This is a genomic window from Stenotrophomonas sp. Steno-C17 (assembly GCF_056393165.1).
Map to the genome: position 1 here is coordinate 143,525 of NZ_JBWJPD010000005.1, position 23,017 is coordinate 166,541.

Sequence of the window (23,017 nt, forward strand, 5' to 3'; positions counted from 1 at the left end):
CACATCCGCCACGGCTGCCCGTCGTGGTCGACAGGAACGTCCTCCAGGGGAAACACGCACGATGCAAAAGCACCCACTTGTACTGGCCGGGGTACTGGCCAGCCTGCTTGCCGCCGGCTGCAGCGCACCGCCTGCCAACGGCACCGCCGACGGCAGCCAGACCCCCAGCCGCCGCTACGGCCAGATCGATTTCCACCCGTGCACGCTGTCCACCGTGGGCGCCAGCGCCAACGTGGAAGCGCAGTGCGCCACCTTCAAGGTGCCCGAGGACCGCGCCAACCCGGCCGGCCGCAGCATCGACCTGCGCATTGCCCTGCTGGAGGCGGGCAACAGCGGTGCCGGTGAACCGGACCCGGTGTTCTTCCTGGCCGGTGGGCCGGGCCAGGCCGCCAGCGAGGTGGCCGTCATTGTCGATACCGCCCTGCGCCAGGTGCGCAAGCAGCGCGACGTCTTCCTGATCGACCAGCGTGGCACCGGCGGTTCCAACCCGCTCAGCTGCCTGGGGGCCGACGGCAAGGAACTGCATCTGGACGAAGACGCTGCGCCCACCGAAGCGGTGATGCGCGACTTCGCCACGCAGTGCCTGGCCTCGCTGCAGGGCCGTGCCGATCCGCGCTTCTACACCACCACTGAAGCCATCGCCGACCTGGACGCCGTGCGCCAGGCGCTGGGCGCGGAAAAGCTGAACCTGGTGGGCGGTTCGTATGGCACGCGCGTGGCCCAGCGCTATGCCATGGCCTACCCGCAGCACACCCGCAGCATCGTCATCGATGGTGTAGTGCCCAACGACCTGGTGGTGGGCGGCGAGTTCGCCAAGACCTTCGACAACGCCATCACCCTGCAGTCGGCGCAGTGCCGCAAGGATCCCACCTGCAGCAAGCGTTTCCCGGTCGATACCCGCGATCAGCTGCGCAGCGTGGCCGACACCCTGCGCCGCGCACCGGTTACCGTGGATTACCGCGACCCCGGCACCAACGCGCCGCGCCAGGACGTGCTGTCACCGGACAGCGTGGTCGGCCTGGCGTTCGCCTTCTCCTACGTGCCCCAGTATTCCTCGCTGCTGCCGCTGGTGCTGGATGAAGCGGCCCAGGGCCGTTACGCGCCGCTGGCATCGCTGGTACGCGGCGCCACCCGCAGCATGGATTTCCAGATCAACCGCGGCATGCAGTGGTCGGTCATCTGCAGCGAAGACGCGCCGCGTTTCCAGGCCCCGCCGGCCAGCGATGACGCGCTGTTCGGTGCCGAAGCGGCGCGCGCGTTCTTCGCCGCCTGCCCGGTGTGGCCGCACCAGCCAGCGCCGGCCGCCACCACGGCCGCGCTGAAGGGCGACCTGCCGGTGCTGCTGCTGTCCGGTGAACTGGACCCGGTTACCCCGCCGCGCTACGCCGACCAGGTGGTCAAGGGCCTGCCCAATGGCCGTGCCCTGGTTGCCCGTGGCCAGGGCCACGGCACGCTCGGCGCCGGCTGCATGCCGCGCCTGCTCGGCCAGTTCATCGACACCACCGACGCCAAGGCACTGGATGCCAGCTGCCTGGACACGCTGAGCTACGTGCCGGCATTCACCTCGTTCAACGGATGGGCCCCATGATCGTCGCCGAGAACCTGCACAAGGGCTTCGACACCCGCACCGGCCGCATCCAGGCCGTGGCCAATGTCGGCTTCACTGCGGCCGATGGCCGCATCACCGGCCTGCTGGGCCCCAACGGCGCCGGCAAGACCACCACCATGCGCATGCTGTACACGCTGATGACCCCCGACCAGGGCCGCATCACCGTCGATGGCATCGATGCGGCGCGCGACCCGGTGGAAGTGCGCCGCCACCTGGGCGTGCTGCCCGATGCCCGCGGCGTCTACAAGCGCCTGACCGCGCGCGAGAACATCGCTTACTTCGGCGAACTGCACGGCCTGTCGGCACAGCAGATCCGCGAACGCACCGAAGTGCTGTCGCATGCGCTGGACATGGGCGACATCCTGGACCGGCAGACCGATGGCTTCTCGCAGGGCCAGCGCACCAAGACCGCCATCGCGCGCGCGCTGGTGCACGACCCGCGCAACGTCATCCTGGACGAGCCCACCAACGGCCTGGACGTGATGACCACCCGCGCACTGCGCCGGTTCCTGCTGGGCCTGCGCGAGGAGGGACGCTGCGTGATCCTGTCCAGCCACATCATGCAGGAGGTGGGCGCGCTGTGTGACCACATCGTCATCATCGCCAAGGGCACCGTGATGGCCGCCGGTAGCAGCGATGAACTGCGTGCGCAGGCGGGCGAAACCAATCTGGAAGATGCGTTCGTGAAACTGATCGGCAGCGAAGAGGGCCTGCACGCATGAGCATGATGTCGACCCTGATGACGGTGATGCGCAAGGAACTGCGCGACCTGTCGCGTGACCGCCGCACGCTGGCGCTCACCCTGCTGTTCGGGCCGCTGCTGTACCCGCTGCTGATCCTGGGCATGGGCAAGTTGTCGGAAAGCCGGGTGCGCACCCAGATCGAAGAGCCGCTGCAGATTCCCACCATCGGCGCCGAGCACGCGCCCAACCTGGTGCGCTTCCTGGCCGCGCAGGGCCTGAATGCCACGACCGCACCGGCCGATCTGGCCGAAGCGATCCGTTCGCAGGATATCGACGTAGCCCTGCGCATCAGCCCGGATTTCGGCAAGGACTGGGCCGAAGGCAAGCCGGCGCTGGTGGAGGTGATCCGTGACAGCACCCGGCGTGCGGCCGAAGTGCCCAGTGCGCGGCTGCAGGCGGCGCTGGCCACCTACAACGGCCAGGTGGGCGCACTGCGCCTGATGGCACGCGGCCTGGACGCGCAGGTGGCCCGCCCGCTGGATGTGGCCAACCAGGACATGGCCAGCGCTGCAGCCAAGCGCGGCATGATGCTGTCGATGCTGCTGCCGGTGCTGCTCACTCTCACCTCGTTCATTGGCGGCGCCTATCTGGTGATGGATTCCACCGCGGGCGAGCGCGAGCGGCAGTCGCTGGAGCCGCTGCTGGCCACGCCGGGTTCGCGCAGCGCCATTGTCAGCGGCAAGATCGCCGCCGCGTGCGTGGTTGGCTTCGCCTCGCTGCTGCTGACCCTGGTGGCGTTCAAACTGAGCGCGCAGATCGCCCCCGGCAACGTCGGCCGTCAGCTGAACATGAACATCGTGTCCATGCTGCAGATGCTGCTGGTCATGCTGCCCATGCTGCTGATCGGCACCTCGCTGCTGACCTATCTGTCGGCCGCCGCCAAGAGCATGAAGGAAGCACAGAGCCACATGACCTGGCTGGTGCTGCTGCCGATGCTGCCGGGCTACGGGTTGATGGCCTACCCGGTGAAGAGCGAGCTGTGGCAGTACGCGGTGCCGTTCCTGGCGCAGAACCAGATGCTGTTGAAGGTGATCCGCCACGAGGTGATCTCGCCGTCGGTGTGGGGCATCTACCTGGCCGCCAGCCTGGGCCTGGCCGCGGTGCTGTGGTTCGCCGCAGTGCGCCGTTACCACAACGAGCGCCTGGCTATTTCCGGCTGAGCCGGGGCGCGCGCAGGGTGACCGCCGCCGCAAGGGGAGGCGGTCGTCGTGCCAGCGCCTCGATCGCGATGGCATCGGCACGGGCGGTGCCATCGCACAGGAAGGCGGCGTAGCGCAGCGCACGCGTCTGCGCGTCGTCGCCCAGCGCCAGATACTGCGGGTGCGGTGTCAGCAGCGGGTCCGCGCGCAGCCCCAGGTTGCCGTGAATGCTGGACCAGGCGTGCTGTTCGGGGTGGTCCACGGCACGGGCATGGACCGGGCCCAGCTCGACGTGGCGGTGCGCACCCAGCAGGTACGCCGGATCGTGCACGGGCAGGCACTGCAAGCCATTCTGCCAGCGCGGCGCGGGGCGCCCGTGGCGTTGACTGAAGACCCGGCTGTAGGCCGCGCAGCACGCGCGCAGCGCACGTACCGCGCCATCGCCGTTGCGCGGCGTCACCAGCAGATGCAGGCGGTCATCCATCACCACATACGCATGCAGCAGCACCCCGTGCTGCAGCAGCGCGCTGTGCAGGCGTGCCAGCAGCTGGCGGCGGTCCTCGTCATCGACAAACAGCGTGGCCGGGGTGCGTGCACGCTGCAGCACCAGGCAGGGAGGGTAGGGCGATGGTGGCGGCTGGTGCATCGCAGGTGCCTGATGCAGGGAATCCCCCAGCCTGCGCCGCCTGTACCCGCAGCGCGAGCGGGCAACACCCCAGCAAGGCCTGCGGCGTGGCTGCAGTGGTGGCCTCGCAGTCAGATGCGACAGGTTTCCTGCGCACGGCAAGGCGCCCACAACGCAACAGGGCCCGGATCGCTCCGGGCCCTGCAGGCAGCATGCAGCCGTGGTGTGCGGCTCAACCGCCTGGTGCGAACACCAGCGTGCGGCGGGTGGTGACCGGTGCGCCCACCGGCTCGAAGCGCCAGCGCTTCACCGCGTTCAGTGCCTCGCGGTCGAACACCCGCGACGGCGTCGCGCGCAGCACACGTGCATTGGTCACCGAACCATCGGTACCCACGGTGATCTCCACCAGCACTTCGCCGGAGGTGCCCGAGCGCAGTGCCTCGGACGGATAACGCGGGGCCGGGGTGCTGACCGGGCGCAGGCTCGGTGCCGCGGTGGCAGCGGCCTGGCGCGCGGCGGTGGCCGCCTGGGCGGCAGCCTGCTGCTGCTTCTGCTCGGCCTCGCGGCGTGCGGCGGCCTGGCGTTCGGCATCCTGGCGCTCGCTGTCGCGGCGCGCCGCGTCCTGCTGGGCGGCAATCTGCTTGGCGGCCTCGGCTTCCTTCACCCGCTGGTCGGCCAGGCGCTGCTGTTCCACCAGCTGCTTGGCGCGGTCCTCGGCGTCCTTCTTGACCTTGGCGGTCTCATCTTCGGTGCGCTTGGCGGCCACCTGCACGCCCTTGGTCATGCCTTCCTTCAGGCGCGGCAGGGCCGGGGCGGACGGGTCCACCTTCTCGATCAGCGCCACCAGGCGCTGGGCTTCACTGAAGTCCTCGCGGCCCAGGTGCTGTTCGGCGGCGATCAGCGTGTACGGCAGCAGGTCGGTCAGCGCGCTCTTCACCGAGGCGTCGTCCGGGGTCTTGTCACGCAGGGCCAGGTAGTACTCGATGGCGTTGTCGCCGGCCGGCGCGTACATGCGGTTTTCGCGCAGGGCCTGGCTGGCGGACTCGCGCAGCTGTTCGGTGCCCATCGACTGCACCTTGGCAGCCACCGCCGGTGCGGCGGCATCGGCCGGGGCTGCGGTGGCGGGCGCGGCGGCACCGGGTGCAGCCGCAGCGGGTGTTTCTTCCTTGCCCGAGCAGGCCGCCAGGGCCAGCACCAGGGCAACCGGCATCCACCGGCGCGCGGCAGCGATCGTAGAGACGTGCGACATCCTGCTCCCCTTTAGAAGACGACGTTACGTAGTGCGTTTGGCTGCAGCGCCGGGATCGGGATCCGGGCGTGGTCGCTGGCGTTTCCCGACGCCAGCGCCGACTGCGGCGAGGGTGCAATCTAGCATCCCGGCCGCCATCGCGTACAAGGGCCGGTGGCGGTGGCCGGCAGCAACGCGGGGTTGCCGCCGGCCCGGCAGGCTCAGTGCGCGCCGCCCTTGCCGTGGCTGTCGGCCTTGTCGTGGCCGTTGGACATCAGCTTGTCGGTCCAGGCAATGCCGATGGCCGACAGGATGAACACGCAGTGGATGATGGTCTGCCACAGCACGCCATCGGCGGTCAGCATCGAGCACTTGGCGGCGCCGATGTTGGCGGCGGCCACGTTCATCTGTTCCGGGGTGCACAGCGGAATGCCGCCCAGCGCGCCGGTGGCGATGAAGGTCTTCAGCAGGTGGATGGAGGAGATGCCGATGATCGCCATCGCCAGCTTCACCTTCAGCACGCTGGCGTTGACGTGGCTCAGCCATTCCGGCTGGTCCGGGTGGCCTTCCAGGCGCAGGCGCGACACGAAGGTTTCATAGCCACCCACGATCACCATCACCAGCAGGTTGGAAATCATCACCACGTCGATCAGGCCCAGCACGATCAGCATGATCTGCTGCTCGCCCATCGAGGCCGAGTGGGAAATCAGATGCCACAGCTCCTTGCCGAACAGGAACACGTAGACGCACTGCGCCACGATCAGGCCCAGGTACAGCGGCAGCTGCAGCCAGCGCGAGGCGAAGATCAGCGAGGACAGCGGGGACAGGGGGCGTTGGGGGCTCATGCAGGACAGTGCGTTGCGGGGAAGCGGCGAGGTTACCGGCCCACCATGACGGTGCCAAGCCAACCAACGCACTAGACTGGCACTTTCCTGAACGACGCCGAGCCGACGCCATGATCGACCTGTATTACTGGCCCACCCCGAACGGCCACAAAGTGACCCTGCTGCTGGAAGAAACCGGACTGGATTACCGCGTGCACCCGGTCAACATCGGTGCCGGTGACCAGTTCAAGGCCGATTTCCTGGCCATTTCGCCCAACAACAAGATGCCGGCCATCGTCGACCATGCCCCGGCCGACGGCGGCGCCGCGCAGAGCGTGTTCGAATCCGGCGCGATCCTGCTGTACCTGGCCGAAAAGACCGGCCAGTTCCTGCCCACCGACCCGCGCGGGCGCATCGCCACCCTGGAATGGCTGTTCTGGCAGATGGCCGGGCTGGGCCCGATGAGCGGGCAGATGGGCCATTTCAACGTGTACGCGCCGGAAAAGATCGGCTATGCCATCGAGCGCTACGACAACGAAGTGCGCCGCCTGCACGGGGTGATGGACAAGCGCCTGGCCGAGCACGCCTACCTGGGCGGCGCCGAGTACAGCATTGCCGACATGGCCAGCTACCCGTGGATCGGTGCCTACGACAAGATTCCGGTCGATTTCGCCGCGTTCCCGAACCTGAAGCGCTGGCACGACGCCATCGCCGCGCGCCCGGCCACCCAGCGCGCCTACGCCCTGCGCGACAAGGTGAACCCCAACGCGGGCAAGCCGCTGAGCGACGAAGAGCGCAAGCAGCTGTTCGGCCAGCGCTGACCCATGACGGTAGGTGCCGACCGTTGGTCGGCACTCCTGGGCGGTCGCCGGGGTCAGATCCCTTTGCCCCGCAAAGGGATCTGACCCCCGCTGGCCATGGGCAGAAGGTCATGCTGCCTTCGCGCACCGGCTTGGTTAGGATGGACACTGACGTTGCCCGGGATGTCCCATGCGCCACCTGTTCGCCTCGCTTGCCCTCATGATCGCCACCAGCACTGTTGCCCACGCCGAAAAGCTCACCCTGGAAGCCATTACCGGCCCGCTGCCGCTGTCCGGCCCCACGTTGATGAAGCCCAAGGTGGCCCCGGACGGCTCGCGCGTCACCTTCCTGCGTGGCAAGGACACCGACCGCAACCAGCTGGATCTGTGGAGCTACGACATCGGCAGCGGCCAGACCCGCCTGCTGGTGGATTCGAAGGTGGTGCTGCCCGGCACCGAAACCCTGAGCGACGAAGAAAAGGCGCGTCGCGAGCGCCAGCGCATCGCCGCCATGACCGGCATCGTCGATTACCAGTGGGCACCGGACGCGCAGCGCCTGCTGTTCCCGCTGGGCGGCGAACTGTATCTGTACGACCTGAAGCAGCAGGGTGCCGCGGCCGTGCGCCAGCTCACCCACGGCGAAGGCTTCGCCACCGACGCCAAGCTGTCGCCGAAGGGCGGCTTCGTCAGCTTCATCCGCGGCCGCAACCTGTGGGTGATCGAGCTGGCCAGTGGCAAGGCCGTGCAGCTCACCCACGATGGCAGCGCGACCATCGGCAATGGCGTGGCCGAATTCGTGGCCGACGAGGAAATGGACCGCCATACCGGCTACTGGTGGGCGCCGGATGATTCGGCCATCGCCTTCGCCCGCATCGATGAAAGCCCGGTGCCGGTGCAGAAGCGCTACGAGGTCTACGCCGACCGCACCGATGTGATCGAGCAGCGTTACCCGGCTGCCGGCGATGCCAACGTGACCGTGAAGCTGGGCGTGATCGCGCCGGCTGCCGATGCCGCGCCGCGCTGGATCGACCTGGGCAAGGAACAGGACATCTACCTGGCGCGCGTGGACTGGCGCGATGGCCAGCGCCTGACCTACCAGCGCCAGTCGCGCGACCAGAAGCAGCTGGACCTGGTGGAAGTGGACCTGGTCGGCAAGGGCACGCGCATGCTGGCCCATGAAACCAGCCCGACCTGGGTGCCGCTGCACAACAGCCTGCGCTTCCTGCAGGACGGCAGCCTGCTGTGGTCATCCGAACGAAGTGGCTTCCAGCACCTGTACCGCATTGGCAACGACGGCAAGACCACCGCACTGACCCACGGCAACTGGCCGGTGGACGAACTGCTGGCCGTGGACGAAGCCGCGGGCAAGGTCTATTTCCGCGCCGGCATCGACTCGGCACGGGAAAGCCAGATCTACGCCGTATCGCTGCAGGGGGGCGCGCCGCAGCGCCTGTCGCAGGCCCCGGGCATGCACAGCGCCAGCTTCGCCCGCAACGCCAGCGTATACGTGGACACCTGGTCCAACAGCAACACCCCGCCGCAGATCGAGCTGTACCGCGCCAACGGCGAGAAGATCGCCACGCTGCTGCAGAATGATCTGGCCGACCCCAAGCACCCCTACGCGCGTTACCGCGACGCACAGCGGCCGATCGAGTTCGGCACGCTTACCGCCGCCGACGGCAAGACCGCGCTGAACTACAGCATCATCAAGCCGACCGGCTTCGACCCGTCCAAGCGCTACCCGGTGGCGGTGTACGTGTATGGCGGCCCGGCCAGCCAGACCGTTACCGACAGCTGGCCCGGCCGTGGCGACCATCTGTTCAACCAGTACCTGGCCCAGCAGGGCTATGTGGTGTTTTCGCTGGATAACCGCGGTACCCCGCGCCGTGGCCGTGATTTCGGCGGCGCGCTGTACGGCAAGCAGGGCACGGTGGAAGTGGCCGACCAGCTGCGCGGCGTGGCGTGGCTGAAGCAGCAGCCCTGGGTGGACCCGGCGCGCATCGGCGTGCAGGGCTGGTCCAACGGTGGCTACATGACCCTGATGCTGCTGGCCAAGGCGTCGGACAGCTATGCCTGCGGCGTGGCCGGTGCACCGGTCACCGACTGGGGCCTGTACGACAGCCACTACACCGAACGCTACATGGACCTGCCCAAGCGCAACGACGCCGGCTACCGCGAAGCGCGCGTGCTGACCCATATCGACGGCCTGCGTTCGCCGCTGCTGCTGATCCACGGCATGGCCGACGACAACGTGCTGTTCACCAACTCCACCAGCCTGATGAGCGCGCTGCAGAAGCGTGGCCAGCCGTTCGAACTGATGACCTACCCGGGCGCCAAGCACGGCCTGTCCGGCGCCGATGCGCTGCACCGCTACCGCGTGGCGGAAGCCTTCCTGGAGCGTTGCCTGAAGCCCTGATCGCGACTGGGAAGGAGCCCGCCGATGCCACTGCCACCGCCCGTTCCCGCACGCGCCGCCCCTGCCACCGGTTGGTGGCGGCGCCACTGGCGCTGGGCCATGCCGCTGGCGGTGGTGCTGCTGCTGGCCACCCTGGGTGGCGCCATCGCGTGGAGCCTGCTGCGCTGGGCAGAGGCCGCGCGCGACAGCGCGCCCATGCGTGAGGCCATGCGCCGCGCCGGGTGCAGCATTGAACTGGTGCAGGCCTTCGGTGAACCGCTGCAGGCCGACACGGTGCCAGTGGGCAGCATGCAGACCGCGATTGACGGCCAGCGCAACGTTGGCCTGATCGTCGGCCTGCAGGGACCGGACGCGCGCGGGCGGCTGTTCGTGCAGGGCAGCCGCCGTGATGACGTCTGGGATTACCCGGTGATGTACGTGCTGGGCGAGGACGAACAGACCTTCGACCTGAGCGCCCTGGACGATGCGGAAGCCGCAGAAGAATGTGCGCTGCGGGAATGCCGCGCGCGGGGCGGGTGTGGGGTGGGGTTGGCGTTGTGATCACAACTGCGAAGGCGCCGGTGGGGCTGCTGCCATGCGCGGTGGCAAGCTGTTGACCATTCTCACCGCAGCGCTGTTCCTGGACACGGAAACTTCGCGCGGGCACTCGACGCCAAGCGGCGTTTGCGCTCTGCACGCCGCGAATTGTGTGATGTCTATCTCGGTTCTAACGAATGGGCGGGGGATGACTCACCATGTCGAGTTTCCATCGGTGATCAGATAAATCCGAAATGCGGCGCGATCCGGGCCTGGCATCTTGCGCTGGACCAAAGGGTGGGGGATAACGACCTCATGCGGCCACGCCGCATTCCGTGGTCAGGGACGATCCGATGTCCGACGTGACGGTTCATCCGTTCTGCGTCTTTCCCTCGACCGACGCTGTGTTCGCCAGGAAGGAGAACAGGGATGTCGAACGTATTCAATAGGTCAGTGCGCAAGGTGCTGGCCACGGTAGCACTGGGGGGCGCCATTCCGCTCTCCGTGCAGGCTCAGGAAGTCGAGAAAAAGTGGGAAAGTTACCTGTCAATGGGACAGGCGCGCACCACTGAAACTGCGGTTCAGCAGGACATCAAGACGTTCTTTTCGCACTACGAGGACGACAAGCCGTTTACTTGGGAGGTCAAGAGACAGCGCGTACTGGCGAAAAAGACTGTGTACGACTATCGGGTAAAACCCGAGCGTATCGTCAGCACTGACTGGGCCTACACCTACGCTGATCAGGAATACGCCGACGAGGATGCTGTGCGTAAGGCAATCCTGGCCACGCGAGCCAGTGATCCGCAATGCGCTGCAACCACGTTGGTGGAAGACGAATGGACCGAGGTGGGTGGCCTTGGCCGTGGCGATGACGGAAGCGTCACGCACGCAGAGAAGAAGTTCCACTACACCGTCAATCATTACTTCGCTGGCACGCAGCAATGCACTGTGATGCAAGGCTGGGAGCACGCTCGGCGCGACAGGAGCGCCTTGTGCCCGAATCGATCCGCGATGCTGTGGAATGAATCCATACAGATGTGCTCGCTGCTGGAGCAGGACGAGCCACCCATGGCGCCTATTCTGTCTTATACAAGCTCACCGCTTCCGCCGCAGCAATGCCCCGTCGGAAATCCCTGTGATCCGACCACTGGCGACAAATCTCAGCCGGAACTGGACCTCGACTTTGGCTGGATCAGCTTCCGTCGCCACTACCATTCCCTGACCAGCACCGCAGGCGGAGCCCTGGGCACCGGCTGGACGCACTCGCACAATATCCGGCTTACAGCCGCGGTGGACGATTCGACGTTCCCTCCGAGCACGGAATTGAACGTTGGGTTGATCGAAGGCGACGGCGGCCAGATTGCCTTTCAGAAGGTGGGCGCGCAGTACGAAGCCGTGGATGGCAGCGGCGACCGAGCCGTGCAGCAGGGTAGCAACTGGCTACTGTCGCGGGCGGACGAACGCATTATCTTCGACGCGTCCGGTCGCATGCAGCGCCGCGAGCATGAAGATGGAACGGCGCTGACCTATGAGTACGATGGCCATGGACGCTTGCTCACCATCACGCATTCGACTGGGCGGCAATTGGTCCTTCACTATGCTGTCTCGTTCGACGATTCGCTCATCTCCTCACTGTCACTGTCAGGAACCGCTGTGGTGGCGTATGGCTATGCGGCTGGAGGGCAGCTCACCAGCGCCACCTATGCCGATGGCGGCGTTCGCACCTACCACTACGAGGACGCGCGGTTCGCGTCACACTTGACGGGTATCACCGCAGAGGACAGTCGCCGCTACAGCTGGTACGGGTACGACGCAAAGGGAAGAGTCACCTGTAGCCGTCATTCAGGTGACTGTACGTTGGCAGATGTCGGCATCGATGGCGTCAGGCTTGACTACACGGCTGCAGGTCCGGTGGTCGTCACCGACGCGCTCGGAGAGCAGGTTACCTATGGGCTGACGGCAAGTGGCGCCAGCAGCCTGCCGCGCAAGGTCAATGGCATCACCGACAGCAATGGTACGGTGGGCCATACCTATCTACCGGAAGGCACTGATTTTCGCCGTCGTCTGCAGTCTTCCACGGACCGACGCGGAACAGTTACCCAGTACGTGTATTCGGAAGCATCGGATCCTGCCGTGGGTACTGTGTCCGTGAGGACCACCACCGAGGCCGTTGGATCGCCGGAACAGCGTGTTAGCGAGAGACGGGTCGCATTGGACAGCAATCGCCTGGCGCAGCAGACCGTAGGCAACCAGGAAGTACGCATTGCCCGCAACAGCCGCCTGCAACCTGCAGCGACCACCGTGCGCGACACCGTTACGAATCAGACGCGCATCACTACGCGAAACTACTGCGAGGCAGTCAGTGCGGACTGCCCGCTGGTTGGGCTTGTGCGTAGCATCGATGGCTCACGTACTGATGTTAACGACGTCACCAGCTACGCCTACTATTCGGAGGATGACGCAGGATGCGCGAGCAATGGGGCTTGCAGTCACCATAAGGGAGATCTGCGCAGTGTGACCAATGCGCTTGGACACACGGTCGAGATGCTTTCCTACGATCCCTTCGGGCGTCCGCTTACAGTGCGCGATGGCAATGGCGTAGTCACCGATTACAGCTATCACCCGCGCGGTTGGCCGACATCGATCACGGTGCGCGGCGCGACCACGGCTGACGACCGCTCGACCCAGATCAGCTACTGGCCCACTGGCCAGGTGCAACAGGTCACCGAGCCTGACGGCAGCAGCGTTACCTACGTGTACGACGCGGCCCAGCGCCTGACCGATATCGCAGACAGTGCCGGGAACACCATCCATTACACGCTGGACGATGCCGGCAACCGCCTCAACGAGGACACCGTTGATGCGGGTGGCATCCTGCGGCGCACACTGGCGCGGACCTTCAACATCCTTGGCCAGTTGACCGCGCTGAAAGATGCGGGCAACCATGCCACCGGCTTCACCTACGACGCCAACGGCAACCCGCAGACGGTGACCGATGCGCTGCAGCGCGTGACCAGCCAGCAGTACGATCCGCTGAACCGGCTGGCCCAGACCCTGCAGGATGTGGGCGGCGTGGCGGCAGAGATCCGCAGCCAGTACAACGCGCTGGATCAGGTCACCCAGGTGACTGATCCCAAGGGCTTGCACACCACCTACGCCTACAACGGCTTCGGCGACCTGACCGGTCAGGTCAGCCCCGACAGCGGCAGCAGCAGCTTCACCGTGGATGCGGCGGGCAATCGCAAGACCCGCACCGATGCACGTGGCGTTACGGCCACCTACAGTTACGACGCGCTCAATCGCTTGATCGGTGTTGCGTACCCCGATCCGAATCTGGATATCGGCTACAGCTACGATGTGGCGCCGGCTGCCTGTGCCGCCGACGAGCGCTTCGCCAAGGGGCGCCTGAGCCAGGTACTGCACGCCAATGGCAGCACCCAGTACTGCCACGACCGCTTCGGCCAGATCACCCGCAAGGTGCAGACGATCAACGGTGTGGCCAGCACCTTGCGCTATGCCTACAGCAAGGCGGGCCGCCTGACCGCGCTGACCTATCCCGATGGCAGTGTGGCTGACTATGTGCGCGATCCCCTTGGGCGCATCAGCCAGGTTGGCTTGACCCGCCCGGGTCTGTCGCGGCAGGTGGTGGTCGACAACGTGACCTACGCCGCCTTCGGCCCCGCGACGGGATGGAGCTATGGCAATGGCCGCCAACTGCAGCGTCCGCTGGATCTGGATTACCGCCCGCAGGCGGTACACGACCCGGCCGCCGGCGGCCTGTCGCTGAGCTACGGCTATGACCCGGTGGGCTCAATCACCGAATTGAAGAATGGTGCGGGCTCTACGGTGTTGGCCACGTATGCGTACGACACGCTGGGCCGGCTGACCCAAACCCAGGACGGTACGACGGGCACGCCGATTGAAACCTATACATACGATGCCACCGGCAACCGCACCGCACTGACCACCGCGGCCGGTGTGGCCAGCTACACCTATCCCGCCAGCAGCCATCGCTTGACTGCGGTGGATGGCGAAGTGCGTGGCCATGATGCGGCGGGCAATACCACCAGCATCGGCAGCAAGGCGTTCACCTACAACGACGCCAACCGCATGAATGCGGTGAAGCAGGGCAGCGCAGTGCTGGAAAGCTATGCCTACAACCATCGTGGTGAACGCGTTCTGCGTACCCCGGCGGGCGGCACTGCGCAGATCACCTTGTATGACGAGGCAGGGCAATGGCTGGGCAACTACAGCGCCAGTGGTGACGCGCAGCAGCAGGCCATCTGGCTGGACAACTATCCAGTGGCGCTGATCAACGTGCCCGCTGCGGGCGTGCCGGAGCTGGCTTACGTGCAGCCGGATCACCTGGGCACACCGCGTGTGGTGATCGACCCAGTGCGGGATATGGCGATCTGGGAGTGGAGCAACAAGAGCGAAGTGTTTGGGAACCAGATCCCGAGTGCCGACCCGGACGGTGATGGTGTGGCGTTCGAGCTGGCGCTGCGCTTCCCGGGCCAGCAGGCGACGGATGCGAGTGGGATGTTCTACAACTACCAGCGGGAGTATGACCCGGCGGTGGGGAGGTATTCGCAGAGTGACCCGATTGGGTTGGATGGCGGAATTTCAACATACTCTTATGCATCGAGCAACTCGATGGGTTCTTCAGATCCGCTAGGTTTGATGGCAAATTGCACGTGTGTGGATGGCGGAGTCAACATCGACATCCCGATTAAGTTCAGTGGGGACGGCGCAAGTCCTGAAGTGGTGAGCAGGATGATTAATGCTATTGAATCAACATGGTCCTCGCCAGGGTTCAAGGTCACAGTTAGTCAGCCCACGAAAGGCCGCATGAATCGAGTGGATGTTCCCTTGGGAAATGGCGTCTCCAACGTTCGCGGGTCGAGCGTCGGGACATGGTATGCAGGTGCAAGTGAATGGACGGCTGCCCATGAGGCTGGGCATCTCATGAAGTTCATGATCGACGGGCGAACGGACATGTACGACGTGACGTCAACGAATCCGCGCAGGACAGCCCCCGTTCCTGGTTGGGAGGGGAACATCATGGCAGAGCATCTGGGCCTGCCTGATGATCGGGTTAGGGAGAGTATTAAGAGGAGGCTAAAGTGCAAATAGAAGCCAAACTGCGTGCAGCGCTATTGCTCTTGCCGATGCTTGGTGGCTGCAGCATCAACAAATTTCATCATGCGGAGTGGAACTCGGACTGGGTAGATGTTTCATCCGAAGCGATCTTCCCTGGGAATTCCAAGACTCTACCGCTTGATCGCATTTCCACGCTTGATCCGGATAGTGAAGCCGCCATTGCGGAGTGGATGTTGAAGAATGCGCTGATCGTGGTCTCGGCGTCAGAGATTGAAGAGAAAATTGGTTCGATGCCGTCGAATGACCTGAAGCCAGCACCCGGGGAGAGCGTCTATCTCGTCAGAGCGGCTTCGGATGAGGGCAATGGAAAGTTCATCGGCTACGTCAACGACAAGGGACTTCTCATCATGTATGGGGTCATGGGTGGGTGCGGCGAGCAGAAGCACCGGGTCGTTGCCGTGAGTCTGCGTGAGAAGCCCGTCAACGTCTTCGGCCGGTGCTCGGCAGCGCTTTAGTGCGCCCGGTGCGTTGGTGCAGCGCTGTCCGGCGGTGGCCGTGTATTTCCGTCCTGTACGTCCACCATTGCGGAGGAATTCTCGATAAGGGCAATGCATGAAATGTTGAGCAACCAGCCCAAGGGCTGCGGATGCGGGGAATAGGCTATGGCTTGGGTGTTGGTTGCCTTCTACGTGGTTCTCTCAGTGCTTGCGTACTTCGCAATGCTCGGCAGAACACCTACCAGGCGGCTGCTATCGGCGATCGGAATCATCGCTGTTCAGATTGCTGCGCTTGTATGGATTCAGATCATTTCCAGAGCACTGGGCTCGCAGTCCCGCCGCGGGTCCTATTCCCTTGGGATCGGTGAGCTCTATCTCGCCATACGCCCCATCCTCTTTTTCAATTTTGCTGTGTGCGTCGTGCTCGTGCTGATCTTGCTGGTTGCTCTAGCCGGAAAGAAGGCGAGTAGCAATTGACGGTCGGCAACCCGGCGCCGATGGGAACGGACTATTGTTGCGCTACCGTAGAGTCGAGCTTGCTCGACTGAATCTCGCAGCATCCCCTCATCAAAACCGATCCCGCTCCACCAACGCCCACCACACCGAACGGACGGCCACGGTACCAGTCCATCAGCCCCCCGCCAGATGGAAACGCACACCGGTCATCCTTCGGCACCGCAGGCCCGGCCCGCCACCACGGTCGGGCCCGCCCATCGGGAATGCTGACACCCTCAATCTGGTTGAACGCCATCAACTGCTGCAGATCCAGATACAGCGCCTCAGATTCCGGCGCACGCTGCAGCGCGTCCGCCGGCAGACGAAGCGTGACCGACGTTGTGGTGCGCTCCACCCTCAGCACGGGAAAGCCCTTGCAGCGGACCTGAAAAGAGGGCGCAACGGCATCCGCCGGGTAGATCGTGAAGCCGGTTGCTCGGCGCGTGGAAACAAATCCGTGCGCACTGCCATAGAGCTTCTCGAATTTCGCGAATTCCACCTTCGGATAGACCCACGTCTCTTCGGCTGCGCTCTGCGGCCAGGGCAACAAGGCAATAGCGGCCAGCGCGGCGATCACCATCAGGCTAGACGAGACGAACGACCTCACTTACGACCCTACGCCGAGGGGCCGCACGCGTTCCTGGATGAAGACGTTGAGCGCGAGGCAGGCCATGGCCAGGCCTTCCATCACGCGGTCGCCCACGTCCTGGTCGGGGTCTCCGTTCTGGCGGGCCCGCTCGGCGGCCAGCAGCAGTTCCTGCACCACGCGCTGGCCAGCCAGGGCGCAATCGGCGTCGGCCAGCGCGATCTGGCGACTACGCAGCGGGTGGCGTTCCGGCCAAGGCTGGCCATCTGCGGCGGCACCGGCGCCAATGCTGCGCAGCAACTGGGTGAGGGTGTTGGGGTCTGGCGCGGGATCGGCTGCCGGCGGTTCCTGGATGGAATGCGGGGCAGGGGAATAGGGTGCGGTCATGGCGGGCTCCTTGCGTGCAGGCAGAAGCCGCCACCGATAAAGGTGGCGGACGATGCGTGGCTCGAAACCCGGTGTACGCTGAACCGGCAGGCACAAGGCCTCCACGCACCGCCCGCCATAGCCGGCAGACGGATTGCCAGCCGACACCACGCGAAGGTGGTGCCGACTGGCAAGCGTAAACATCAACGTACAACCGGGGATTTCGAGGCCCCGACCACCCGTTTTCGGTGGCCCGGCAAGGAATACGCCCGGTTGCGTTCAATGCCAAGGCAGTAGGGCCGAAGCCGTCACTGCTTTCAACATTTTCAGAATCGTTGCAAATTGCGCGGCGTTGCTGATGCCTTGTCACGCAAGGCTCTTGCCGGTATTGGCGGCTCAGGCGAGTCCGTTGTCGCGAATCGACTGCACCCGCCGAGGGCAGGGCAGATGCGTCATGACGATGCCCTCGGCCAGCGGCCGTTGCTGGCCTTTCATCGCCACCTTGGTCCGCTCAAGCCACGCGGCATTGTGGCTGCGCGCGTGGTGCGATCAGTGCTTGGCGTCGTCCAGGATGCTATCGAACAATCTGCGGGGTAGGGGAGTAGCTTTCGGTCATTGCGGGCTCCTTGCGCGCAGGCAGAAGCCGCCACTGGTAAAGGTGGCGGACGATGCGTGGTTCGAAACCCCGCGTGTGGATATACGGGCAGGCGCTAGGCCTCCACGCACCGCCCGCCATAGCCGGCCGACGGATTGCCAGCCGGCACCACACAGGGTGATGCCGGCTGGCAGACGTTTACTTCAGCGAACTACCGGGGTTTCGAATCCCGGCCACCGATGCACGGTGGCATCGAAAGGAATACGCCCGGTCATGCGCGATGCCAAGGGAGTAGGGCCGACGTCGTCACTACATGCAACGTTCTCAGAATCATTGTAAGTTTCGCCGTGTGCCAAGCGCCTTGGTATGCAAGGCGTTCACCGGTATCGGCAGCTCAGGCGCGTTGGCAATTGCAGAGGTGCCTGAGGCGCCAAGGGCAGCGCAGATGCGACATCTCGATGCCCCGCCAGTAGACGCTAGTGGCCCCTCATCGCGACCTTGGTCCGATCAAGCCCGACGGCATTGTGGCTGCGCGCGTGGCGCGACCAATGCTTGGCATCGTCCCGGATGCTGGCGAACAAATGGCGGCCCTGCCGTGCGTTGTTGCATGTGGCATTGCCGTATCAGCCCCATGCTAGGCTCGGTCACGTCCCCGGCAAACGATGCCAATCAAGGAAAGGATCCACCCTGATGCGCCTGGTGACCTTCACCTGCCCATTCTGTGGCGCGCACCGGCAACGCTTCCTCATGCGTACGGCTTGGAAGAGTCGGGCGCAGGTCTCCTGCCGGGAATGTGGCATCGTTGTGTGTTCGAACCCTCCACGGGGCACGCACCTGCTGTACCTGCTGTACGCCGAGGTCATCACCCTGCTGGCGTCATTGGCGCTGGTCGTGGCGTATGTCCTCAACGCATGGGCATGGCTGGGCGCAATCTGGCTGGTGGCAATGGTGCTGTGTTGGTTTCCCGGAGCGATCAGGCACGCACGAAGCCCGATCGTCCGTGCCGTGCGGGATCCCAACTACAGCTACGCGCGTAGGCCGAACGCGTGAGTGGCCGGCACACTGCCATGTATCCGGGATCTTCATGAGACGCAGACTTTTCATGATGTTTGGCACAGCGTCAGCCCTGGCGGCCTGCAACGGTGGTGATCGACTGGGCGAGCTGCAAACCAAGCCCATTTCCGCGCTCATGAGCAGGGCTTACTACGGGGGAATGTGCGAGGGCCCGGCGAGTGCTGGCGAGCAGATCGCAGATATTCGCGCCATGAAAATCCATACCAGTGCCGGTGATTGCCGGGTGCTCTATCTGGATGGCGTCGACCGGGCCGGTGAGCTTCTGATCTACGCGGAAAAGCCTGGTGACCGTCTGGCGTGCGACGGGTTGCTGCAACGGCTGAAGGCAGAGGATGCCAGCGCGGCGGTCATTGCCAAGGCCGCCGAGCGCTGCACCTGATCGAAAGCGCTTGCCTTGGTAGAGGCCAGCCTTGGTTGGCCCCTTGGAGCCGCCCACCAAGGTGGGCGTCTACCAGAGCCGTCCGTGACCTCCAGCCGATTGTCGCCATCGCCCCAACCGCGTAAGTTGCGGGCAACCCTTTGCTGGAGTGTCCCATGAAGCCCATCGCGTTGGCCGTTGCCCTGGCCCTGAGTGCCGCCCCGTTGCTGTCCGCACCGTCGGCCCTGGCCGCACCCGCCGCCAAGGCGGCTACCCCGGCCAGCCCGGCCTGGGTGGCGCGCAGCAACGCGCTGGCGCAGATCCTGCTGGACGCGCAGGGGCCGTTCCAGCCCGAGGAAACCGGCTTCTTCGGCGTGCCCGGCTATGACGACAAGGTGGCCGACCTGGGCCCGGACAACGGCCAGCGCTACCGTGCCGCCATGGCAAAGGCCCGCGACGAACTGAAGGCCAAGCTGGCCAGCGAGAAGGACCCCAACGTCCGCCAGGACCTGGAGATCATGATCGCCGCGGCCAACCAGAACATCGAAGGCAGCGAACTGAACGACAAGTACCTGCTTCCCTGGCGCGATGCGCCGCAGACCGTGTTCAGTGGCCTGAACCTGCTGCTGTCCGACCAGGTGCCGGCCGAGCGCCGCAGCAAGGCGCTGGATCGCCTGAAGGCCTATGCCGGCCTGCAGCCGGGCAGCACCGCCTTCACTACCCTGGCTCGCCAGCGCTACGAAGAGCGGCTGAAGGACAGCAGCCTGCTGCAGCCGACCACGATCGAAGTGCAGCAGTCGCTGGACAACGTGCAGACCTACATCACCGGCATCGAGTCGCTGCTGAAGAAGTACCAGATTGCCGGGGCCGATGAAGCCATGCAGGCGCTGGCCGGGCAGATGAAGGACTACGCCGAATGGACCCGCAAGGAAGTGCTGCCCAAGGCCCGCACCGACGCGCGCCTGCCGGCGCCGCTGTATGCCTACCAGCTCAAGCAGGTGGGCATTGATATCGACCCGAAGCTGCTGATGCAGCGCGCCCAGTTGGAATTCATGGAAACCCGCTCGGCGATGCAGCAGCTCGCCCCGCTGGTGGCCAAGGAAAAGGGCCTGAAGGTGGCCGACCCGAGCGACCCGGTGGCGGTCATTCGCGCACTGAAGGCCAACAAGATTGCCAATGACCAGTTGGAAGGGCATTACCGCAAGGTGATCGATGCCATCGATCCGCTCATCCGCGAACACGCCATTGTCGATGTGCCCAAGCGCGCCATGCAGATGCGCCTGGGTTCGGCGGCGGAAAGCGCGGCCAGCCCGGCCCCGCACTTCCTGCCGGCGCCGCTGGTGAACAACACCGGGCAGCAGGGCACCTTCGTGCTGCCGCTGGGCAACCCGGCCGCGGGCGAGGGCGCGCAGTACGACGACTTCAACTTCGGTTCGGCCGCATGGACCCTGAGCGCGCATGAGGGCCGCCCCGGCCACGAGCTGCAGTTCACCGCCATGGTCGAGCGCGGCGTGTCGCTGGCACGCACCATGTTCGCGTTCAATTCGGTGAACGTGGAAGGCTGGGCGCTGTATGCCGAAGCCGAGATGGTGCCGTACGAGCCGCTGGACGGGCAGATGATCGCCCTGCAGTTCCGCCTGCTGCGCGCGGCGCGCGCGATGCTCGACCCGATGCTCAACCTGGGCCTGACCGACCGTGCCACCGGCGAGCGCGTGCTGATCGATCAGGTGGGCCTGTCCAAGGCCATGGCCACGCAGGAGCTGGACCGTTACATGGTGCGCATGCCCGGCCAGGCCGGCAGCTACTTCTACGGGTACACCCGCATCCTGGAACTGCGCATGCAGACCGAACTGGCGCTGGGCGCGAAGTTCGACCGCCTGGCGTTCAACAACTTCCTGCTCGACCAGGGCCTGCTGCCGCCGGACCAGCTGGCCGAAGCCGTGCAGCAGCAGTTCGTGCCGAAGTACAAGCGCTGAACCACGGGGTCGGATCCCTTTCCGCAAGGAAAGGGCTCTGACCCCATGGGTTACGGCCAGGTAGCGCCGGGCCATGCCCGGCGAGCGCAGCGGAAAAGCCGCCGGGCATGGCCCGGCGCTACCGTCGCATCAGCGTTGCGGGGTAATGGTCTGCGTCGGCAGGCGTGCCGGCGGTTCCGGGTTGGGCACCCAGATCGCCACGCCGGCCGCGCGCTTCTGCGTGGTGGGAATGCCGATGCCCACGCCGCCGCCCACGTGCGAGCCGTAGCTGCCGGCGCCTACCGACATGCCCACCGGCGAGCCGCTGCTGCCCACGCCCATCAGGATCACGCCGTTGGCGCCCAGCGCGGCGGCTTCGCGCTTCAGTCGCGTCACGGCCGCGTCGGTCTGGCCCTGGGTACCGAAGCCCACCGCCGAAGACGATTCCAGCTGAGCGATTTCCTGCGAACCGGCCGGCGGGGTGGAATAGATCTGCACCAGGGCCGGGTCGATCGGCGCACGCGCCCGGCCCAGCATGACTTTGGAGGTGCTGGCGCACCCGGCAGCGGCCAGCAGCATGGCCGCCAATGCGACCCAACGGATGTTCATGGCGTATACCCCTGTGGATTGCCTCGGATCATCGGACCCGCACTCTGAATCGGCGCCAACACCGGCACGCCGGCCCTGGCCGCATGCTGGCACGGCCGCGGTGATGCTGTCGCCAACGCCGGTAGGCGGCCGCGCCGGGAACCGCTATGGTGGCGGCAACCAAGCACGGAGCGTGGCATGGGCGTTATCAGTCTGTTGTGGGGTGTGGTGGCGCTGCTGTGGATGATCCTGGCGCTGATTCCCCTTCTGGGGTGGGGCAACTGGTTCCTCATTCCCTTTGCGGCCGTGGGCGCGATCATCGCCGCCATCGGCATCCTGTTCACCCACCCCAGCAAGCGCGGCCGCGCCTGGGCCGGCCTGGTGCTGAACGGCATCGTGGTGGTGGTGGGCATCTTCCGCCTGGGCCTGGGCGGCGGGGTGATCTGAACACCCCCGGCGGGTGCGACCGGGCGTCGCAGGTGCGCGGTCGCGGCGCGGGCAGGGGCGTAGAATGGGCGGCTGCGCGAGCCCCCCGCGTGCCTGCAGGACCGCGTCCGCCGCGGTAGCCCCGATGATCATTCGCCCCCGGCCGCACGGCTGGCAATTGCTGTACATCCTGCGCGGTTCCATCGTTCCGGCGGTGGCGCCCAAGGTGCTGGCCATCCTGGTGCTGGCCATTGCCGTTGCCGCGGTGGTGGAACTGGCCCAGCCGCCCGGCATCGAGCGCGTCTCGGCCGCACCGTTCACCCTGCTGGGCCTGGTGCTGTCGATCTTCCTCAGCTTCCGCAACAGCGCCTGCTACGACCGCTGGTGGGAAGGCCGCAAGCTGTGGGGCCAGCTGGTCTACGAATCGCGCTCGCTGGCCCGCCAGCTGCACCTGCTGCTGGCCGACGATGCGCCACGCCGGCAGCGCGTCAGCTACCTCACCATCGCCTTCGCCGCCGCCCTGGCCGCGCGCCTGCGCCGCCGAGAGGTCGCCCTGGCGGCGGTGCCGTGGCTGGATGATGACCAGCGCGCCCAGCTGGCCCAGCGCGACAACGTGCCCGATGCGCTGCTGGCGATGATCGCCGCCGAACTGGCCCAGGCCCTGCGCGCCGGCACCCTCGATTCGATCCTGTACACGCAGCTGGAAGAGCGCCTGCACGCCATGTCGTCCATCCAGGCCGGCTGCGAGCGCATTCTCACCACGCCGTTGCCGTTCGCCTACACCCTGCTGCTGCACCGCTGCGCGTGGATGTTCTGCGTGCTGCTGCCGTTCGGCCTGGCCAGCTCGCTGGGCTGGGCCACGCCGGTGCTGTCGGCGGTGCTGGCCTATGCGTTCTTCGGCCTGGACCAGTTGGGCGAAGAGATGGAAGACCCGTTCGGCCTGGAGCCGAACGATCTGCCGCTGGACGCCCTGGTGCGCACCATCGAAATCGACCAGCTCGATGCGCTGGGCGAACGCCCCCTGCCCGAACCCCTGCTGCCGCAGGGCTACCTGTTGCAATAGCCACTCCTCGGAGC

The 23,017-nt window shown here is 65.8% G+C and carries 20 protein-coding genes; 14 read left to right on the forward strand and 6 right to left on the reverse strand.

Going from position 1 to position 23,017, the window contains the following annotated elements; translation table 11 throughout:
- Positions 1-61 precede the first annotated feature (61 nt).
- Genes AC06FA_RS06640 through AC06FA_RS06650 form a run of 3 tightly spaced genes read left to right on the forward strand, consistent with a single transcriptional unit; the run spans position 62 to position 3,512 of the window.
- Positions 62-1,588: an alpha/beta fold hydrolase gene (locus AC06FA_RS06640; protein ID WP_478067614.1), complete on the forward strand. Its 1,527-nt coding sequence runs from the start codon at positions 62-64 to the stop codon at positions 1,586-1,588.
- Positions 1,585-2,331, forward strand: a complete 747-nt coding sequence (locus tag AC06FA_RS06645) for an ABC transporter ATP-binding protein (protein WP_478067615.1) — start codon at positions 1,585-1,587, stop codon at positions 2,329-2,331. Before AC06FA_RS06640 ends, AC06FA_RS06645 begins: the two co-directional genes overlap by 4 nt.
- A complete protein-coding gene (locus AC06FA_RS06650) occupies positions 2,328-3,512 on the forward strand; it encodes an ABC transporter permease (protein ID WP_478067616.1) in 1,185 nt (394 codons plus the stop codon). The genes AC06FA_RS06645 and AC06FA_RS06650 overlap by 4 nt, the downstream gene beginning before the upstream one ends.
- On the opposite strand, the gene AC06FA_RS06655 is transcribed toward AC06FA_RS06650, so the two are convergent.
- The 3 genes from AC06FA_RS06655 to AC06FA_RS06665 all read right to left on the reverse strand — a co-directional run bounded on the left by AC06FA_RS06655 (position 3,499) and on the right by AC06FA_RS06665 (position 6,189).
- Positions 3,499-4,137 carry a transposase gene (locus tag AC06FA_RS06655; protein WP_478067617.1) on the reverse strand — a complete coding sequence of 213 codons (639 nt, stop codon included), beginning with the start codon at positions 4,135-4,137 and terminating at the stop codon, positions 3,499-3,501. The two genes, AC06FA_RS06650 and AC06FA_RS06655, sit on opposite strands and share 14 nt — an antisense overlap.
- A gap of 211 nt (positions 4,138-4,348) precedes the next feature.
- The gene (locus AC06FA_RS06660; protein WP_478067618.1) at positions 4,349-5,365 is read right to left on the reverse strand and encodes an energy transducer TonB; all 1,017 of its coding nucleotides are present in this window, start codon (positions 5,363-5,365) and stop codon (positions 4,349-4,351) included.
- A 200-nt stretch (positions 5,366-5,565) separates the two neighbouring features.
- Complete coding sequence (locus AC06FA_RS06665) at positions 5,566-6,189, reverse strand: TIGR00645 family protein (RefSeq protein WP_478067619.1); 624 nt, start codon at positions 6,187-6,189, stop codon at positions 5,566-5,568.
- A 110-nt stretch (positions 6,190-6,299) separates the two neighbouring features.
- Here AC06FA_RS06665 and AC06FA_RS06670 point away from each other — a divergent pair, with 110 nt between their 5' ends.
- The 6 genes from AC06FA_RS06670 (at position 6,300) to AC06FA_RS06695 (ending at position 15,974) form a co-directional block, all read left to right on the forward strand.
- Positions 6,300-6,989, forward strand: coding sequence for a glutathione S-transferase N-terminal domain-containing protein (locus AC06FA_RS06670; RefSeq protein WP_478067620.1), 690 nt, complete (start codon positions 6,300-6,302; stop codon positions 6,987-6,989).
- A 169-nt stretch (positions 6,990-7,158) separates the two neighbouring features.
- Positions 7,159-9,384: a S9 family peptidase gene (locus AC06FA_RS06675; RefSeq protein WP_478067621.1), complete on the forward strand. Its 2,226-nt coding sequence runs from the start codon at positions 7,159-7,161 to the stop codon at positions 9,382-9,384.
- A gap of 24 nt (positions 9,385-9,408) precedes the next feature.
- Positions 9,409-9,924, forward strand: coding sequence for a cytochrome c oxidase assembly factor Coa1 family protein (locus AC06FA_RS06680; RefSeq protein WP_478067622.1), 516 nt, complete (start codon positions 9,409-9,411; stop codon positions 9,922-9,924).
- A 405-nt stretch (positions 9,925-10,329) separates the two neighbouring features.
- Entirely contained in the window at positions 10,330-15,033 is a 4,704-nt protein-coding gene (locus tag AC06FA_RS06685) for an RHS repeat-associated core domain-containing protein (protein WP_478067623.1), read from the forward strand.
- Positions 15,024-15,515, forward strand: a complete 492-nt coding sequence (locus AC06FA_RS06690) for a hypothetical protein (protein WP_478067624.1) — start codon at positions 15,024-15,026, stop codon at positions 15,513-15,515. Before AC06FA_RS06685 ends, AC06FA_RS06690 begins: the two co-directional genes overlap by 10 nt.
- A gap of 147 nt (positions 15,516-15,662) precedes the next feature.
- The gene (locus tag AC06FA_RS06695; RefSeq protein ID WP_478067625.1) at positions 15,663-15,974 is read left to right on the forward strand and encodes a hypothetical protein; all 312 of its coding nucleotides are present in this window, start codon (positions 15,663-15,665) and stop codon (positions 15,972-15,974) included.
- 31 nt (positions 15,975-16,005) lie between these two features.
- On the opposite strand, the gene AC06FA_RS06700 is transcribed toward AC06FA_RS06695, so the two are convergent.
- A complete protein-coding gene (locus AC06FA_RS06700) occupies positions 16,006-16,572 on the reverse strand; it encodes a hypothetical protein (protein WP_478067626.1) in 567 nt (188 codons plus the stop codon).
- 27 nt (positions 16,573-16,599) lie between these two features.
- Positions 16,600-16,965, reverse strand: coding sequence for a hypothetical protein (locus AC06FA_RS06705; RefSeq protein ID WP_478067627.1), 366 nt, complete (start codon positions 16,963-16,965; stop codon positions 16,600-16,602).
- A 1,264-nt stretch (positions 16,966-18,229) separates the two neighbouring features.
- Between AC06FA_RS06705 and AC06FA_RS06710 the strand changes: the two genes are divergently transcribed.
- The 3 genes from AC06FA_RS06710 to AC06FA_RS06720 all read left to right on the forward strand — a co-directional run bounded on the left by AC06FA_RS06710 (position 18,230) and on the right by AC06FA_RS06720 (position 20,947).
- Positions 18,230-18,589, forward strand: a complete 360-nt coding sequence (locus AC06FA_RS06710) for a hypothetical protein (RefSeq protein WP_478067628.1) — start codon at positions 18,230-18,232, stop codon at positions 18,587-18,589.
- 52 nt (positions 18,590-18,641) lie between these two features.
- Positions 18,642-18,992: a hypothetical protein gene (locus AC06FA_RS06715; RefSeq protein ID WP_478067629.1), complete on the forward strand. Its 351-nt coding sequence runs from the start codon at positions 18,642-18,644 to the stop codon at positions 18,990-18,992.
- Positions 18,993-19,147: 155 nt separating this feature from the next.
- Positions 19,148-20,947, forward strand: a complete 1,800-nt coding sequence (locus AC06FA_RS06720; RefSeq protein ID WP_478067630.1) for a DUF885 domain-containing protein — start codon at positions 19,148-19,150, stop codon at positions 20,945-20,947.
- Between the two features lie 129 nt (positions 20,948-21,076).
- Here AC06FA_RS06720 and AC06FA_RS06725 read toward each other — a convergent pair whose 3' ends face one another.
- On the reverse strand, positions 21,077-21,535 hold the full coding sequence (locus AC06FA_RS06725; protein ID WP_478067631.1) for a hypothetical protein: 459 nt from the start codon (positions 21,533-21,535) through the stop codon (positions 21,077-21,079).
- A 177-nt stretch (positions 21,536-21,712) separates the two neighbouring features.
- Between AC06FA_RS06725 and AC06FA_RS06730 the strand changes: the two genes are divergently transcribed.
- Positions 21,713-21,961 (forward strand): hypothetical protein, encoded by a 249-nt coding sequence (locus AC06FA_RS06730; protein WP_108754522.1) that lies wholly within the window; start codon positions 21,713-21,715, stop codon positions 21,959-21,961.
- A 124-nt stretch (positions 21,962-22,085) separates the two neighbouring features.
- Positions 22,086-23,003 carry a bestrophin family protein gene (locus tag AC06FA_RS06735; RefSeq protein WP_478067632.1) on the forward strand — a complete coding sequence of 306 codons (918 nt, stop codon included), beginning with the start codon at positions 22,086-22,088 and terminating at the stop codon, positions 23,001-23,003.
- Positions 23,004-23,017 lie beyond the last annotated feature (14 nt).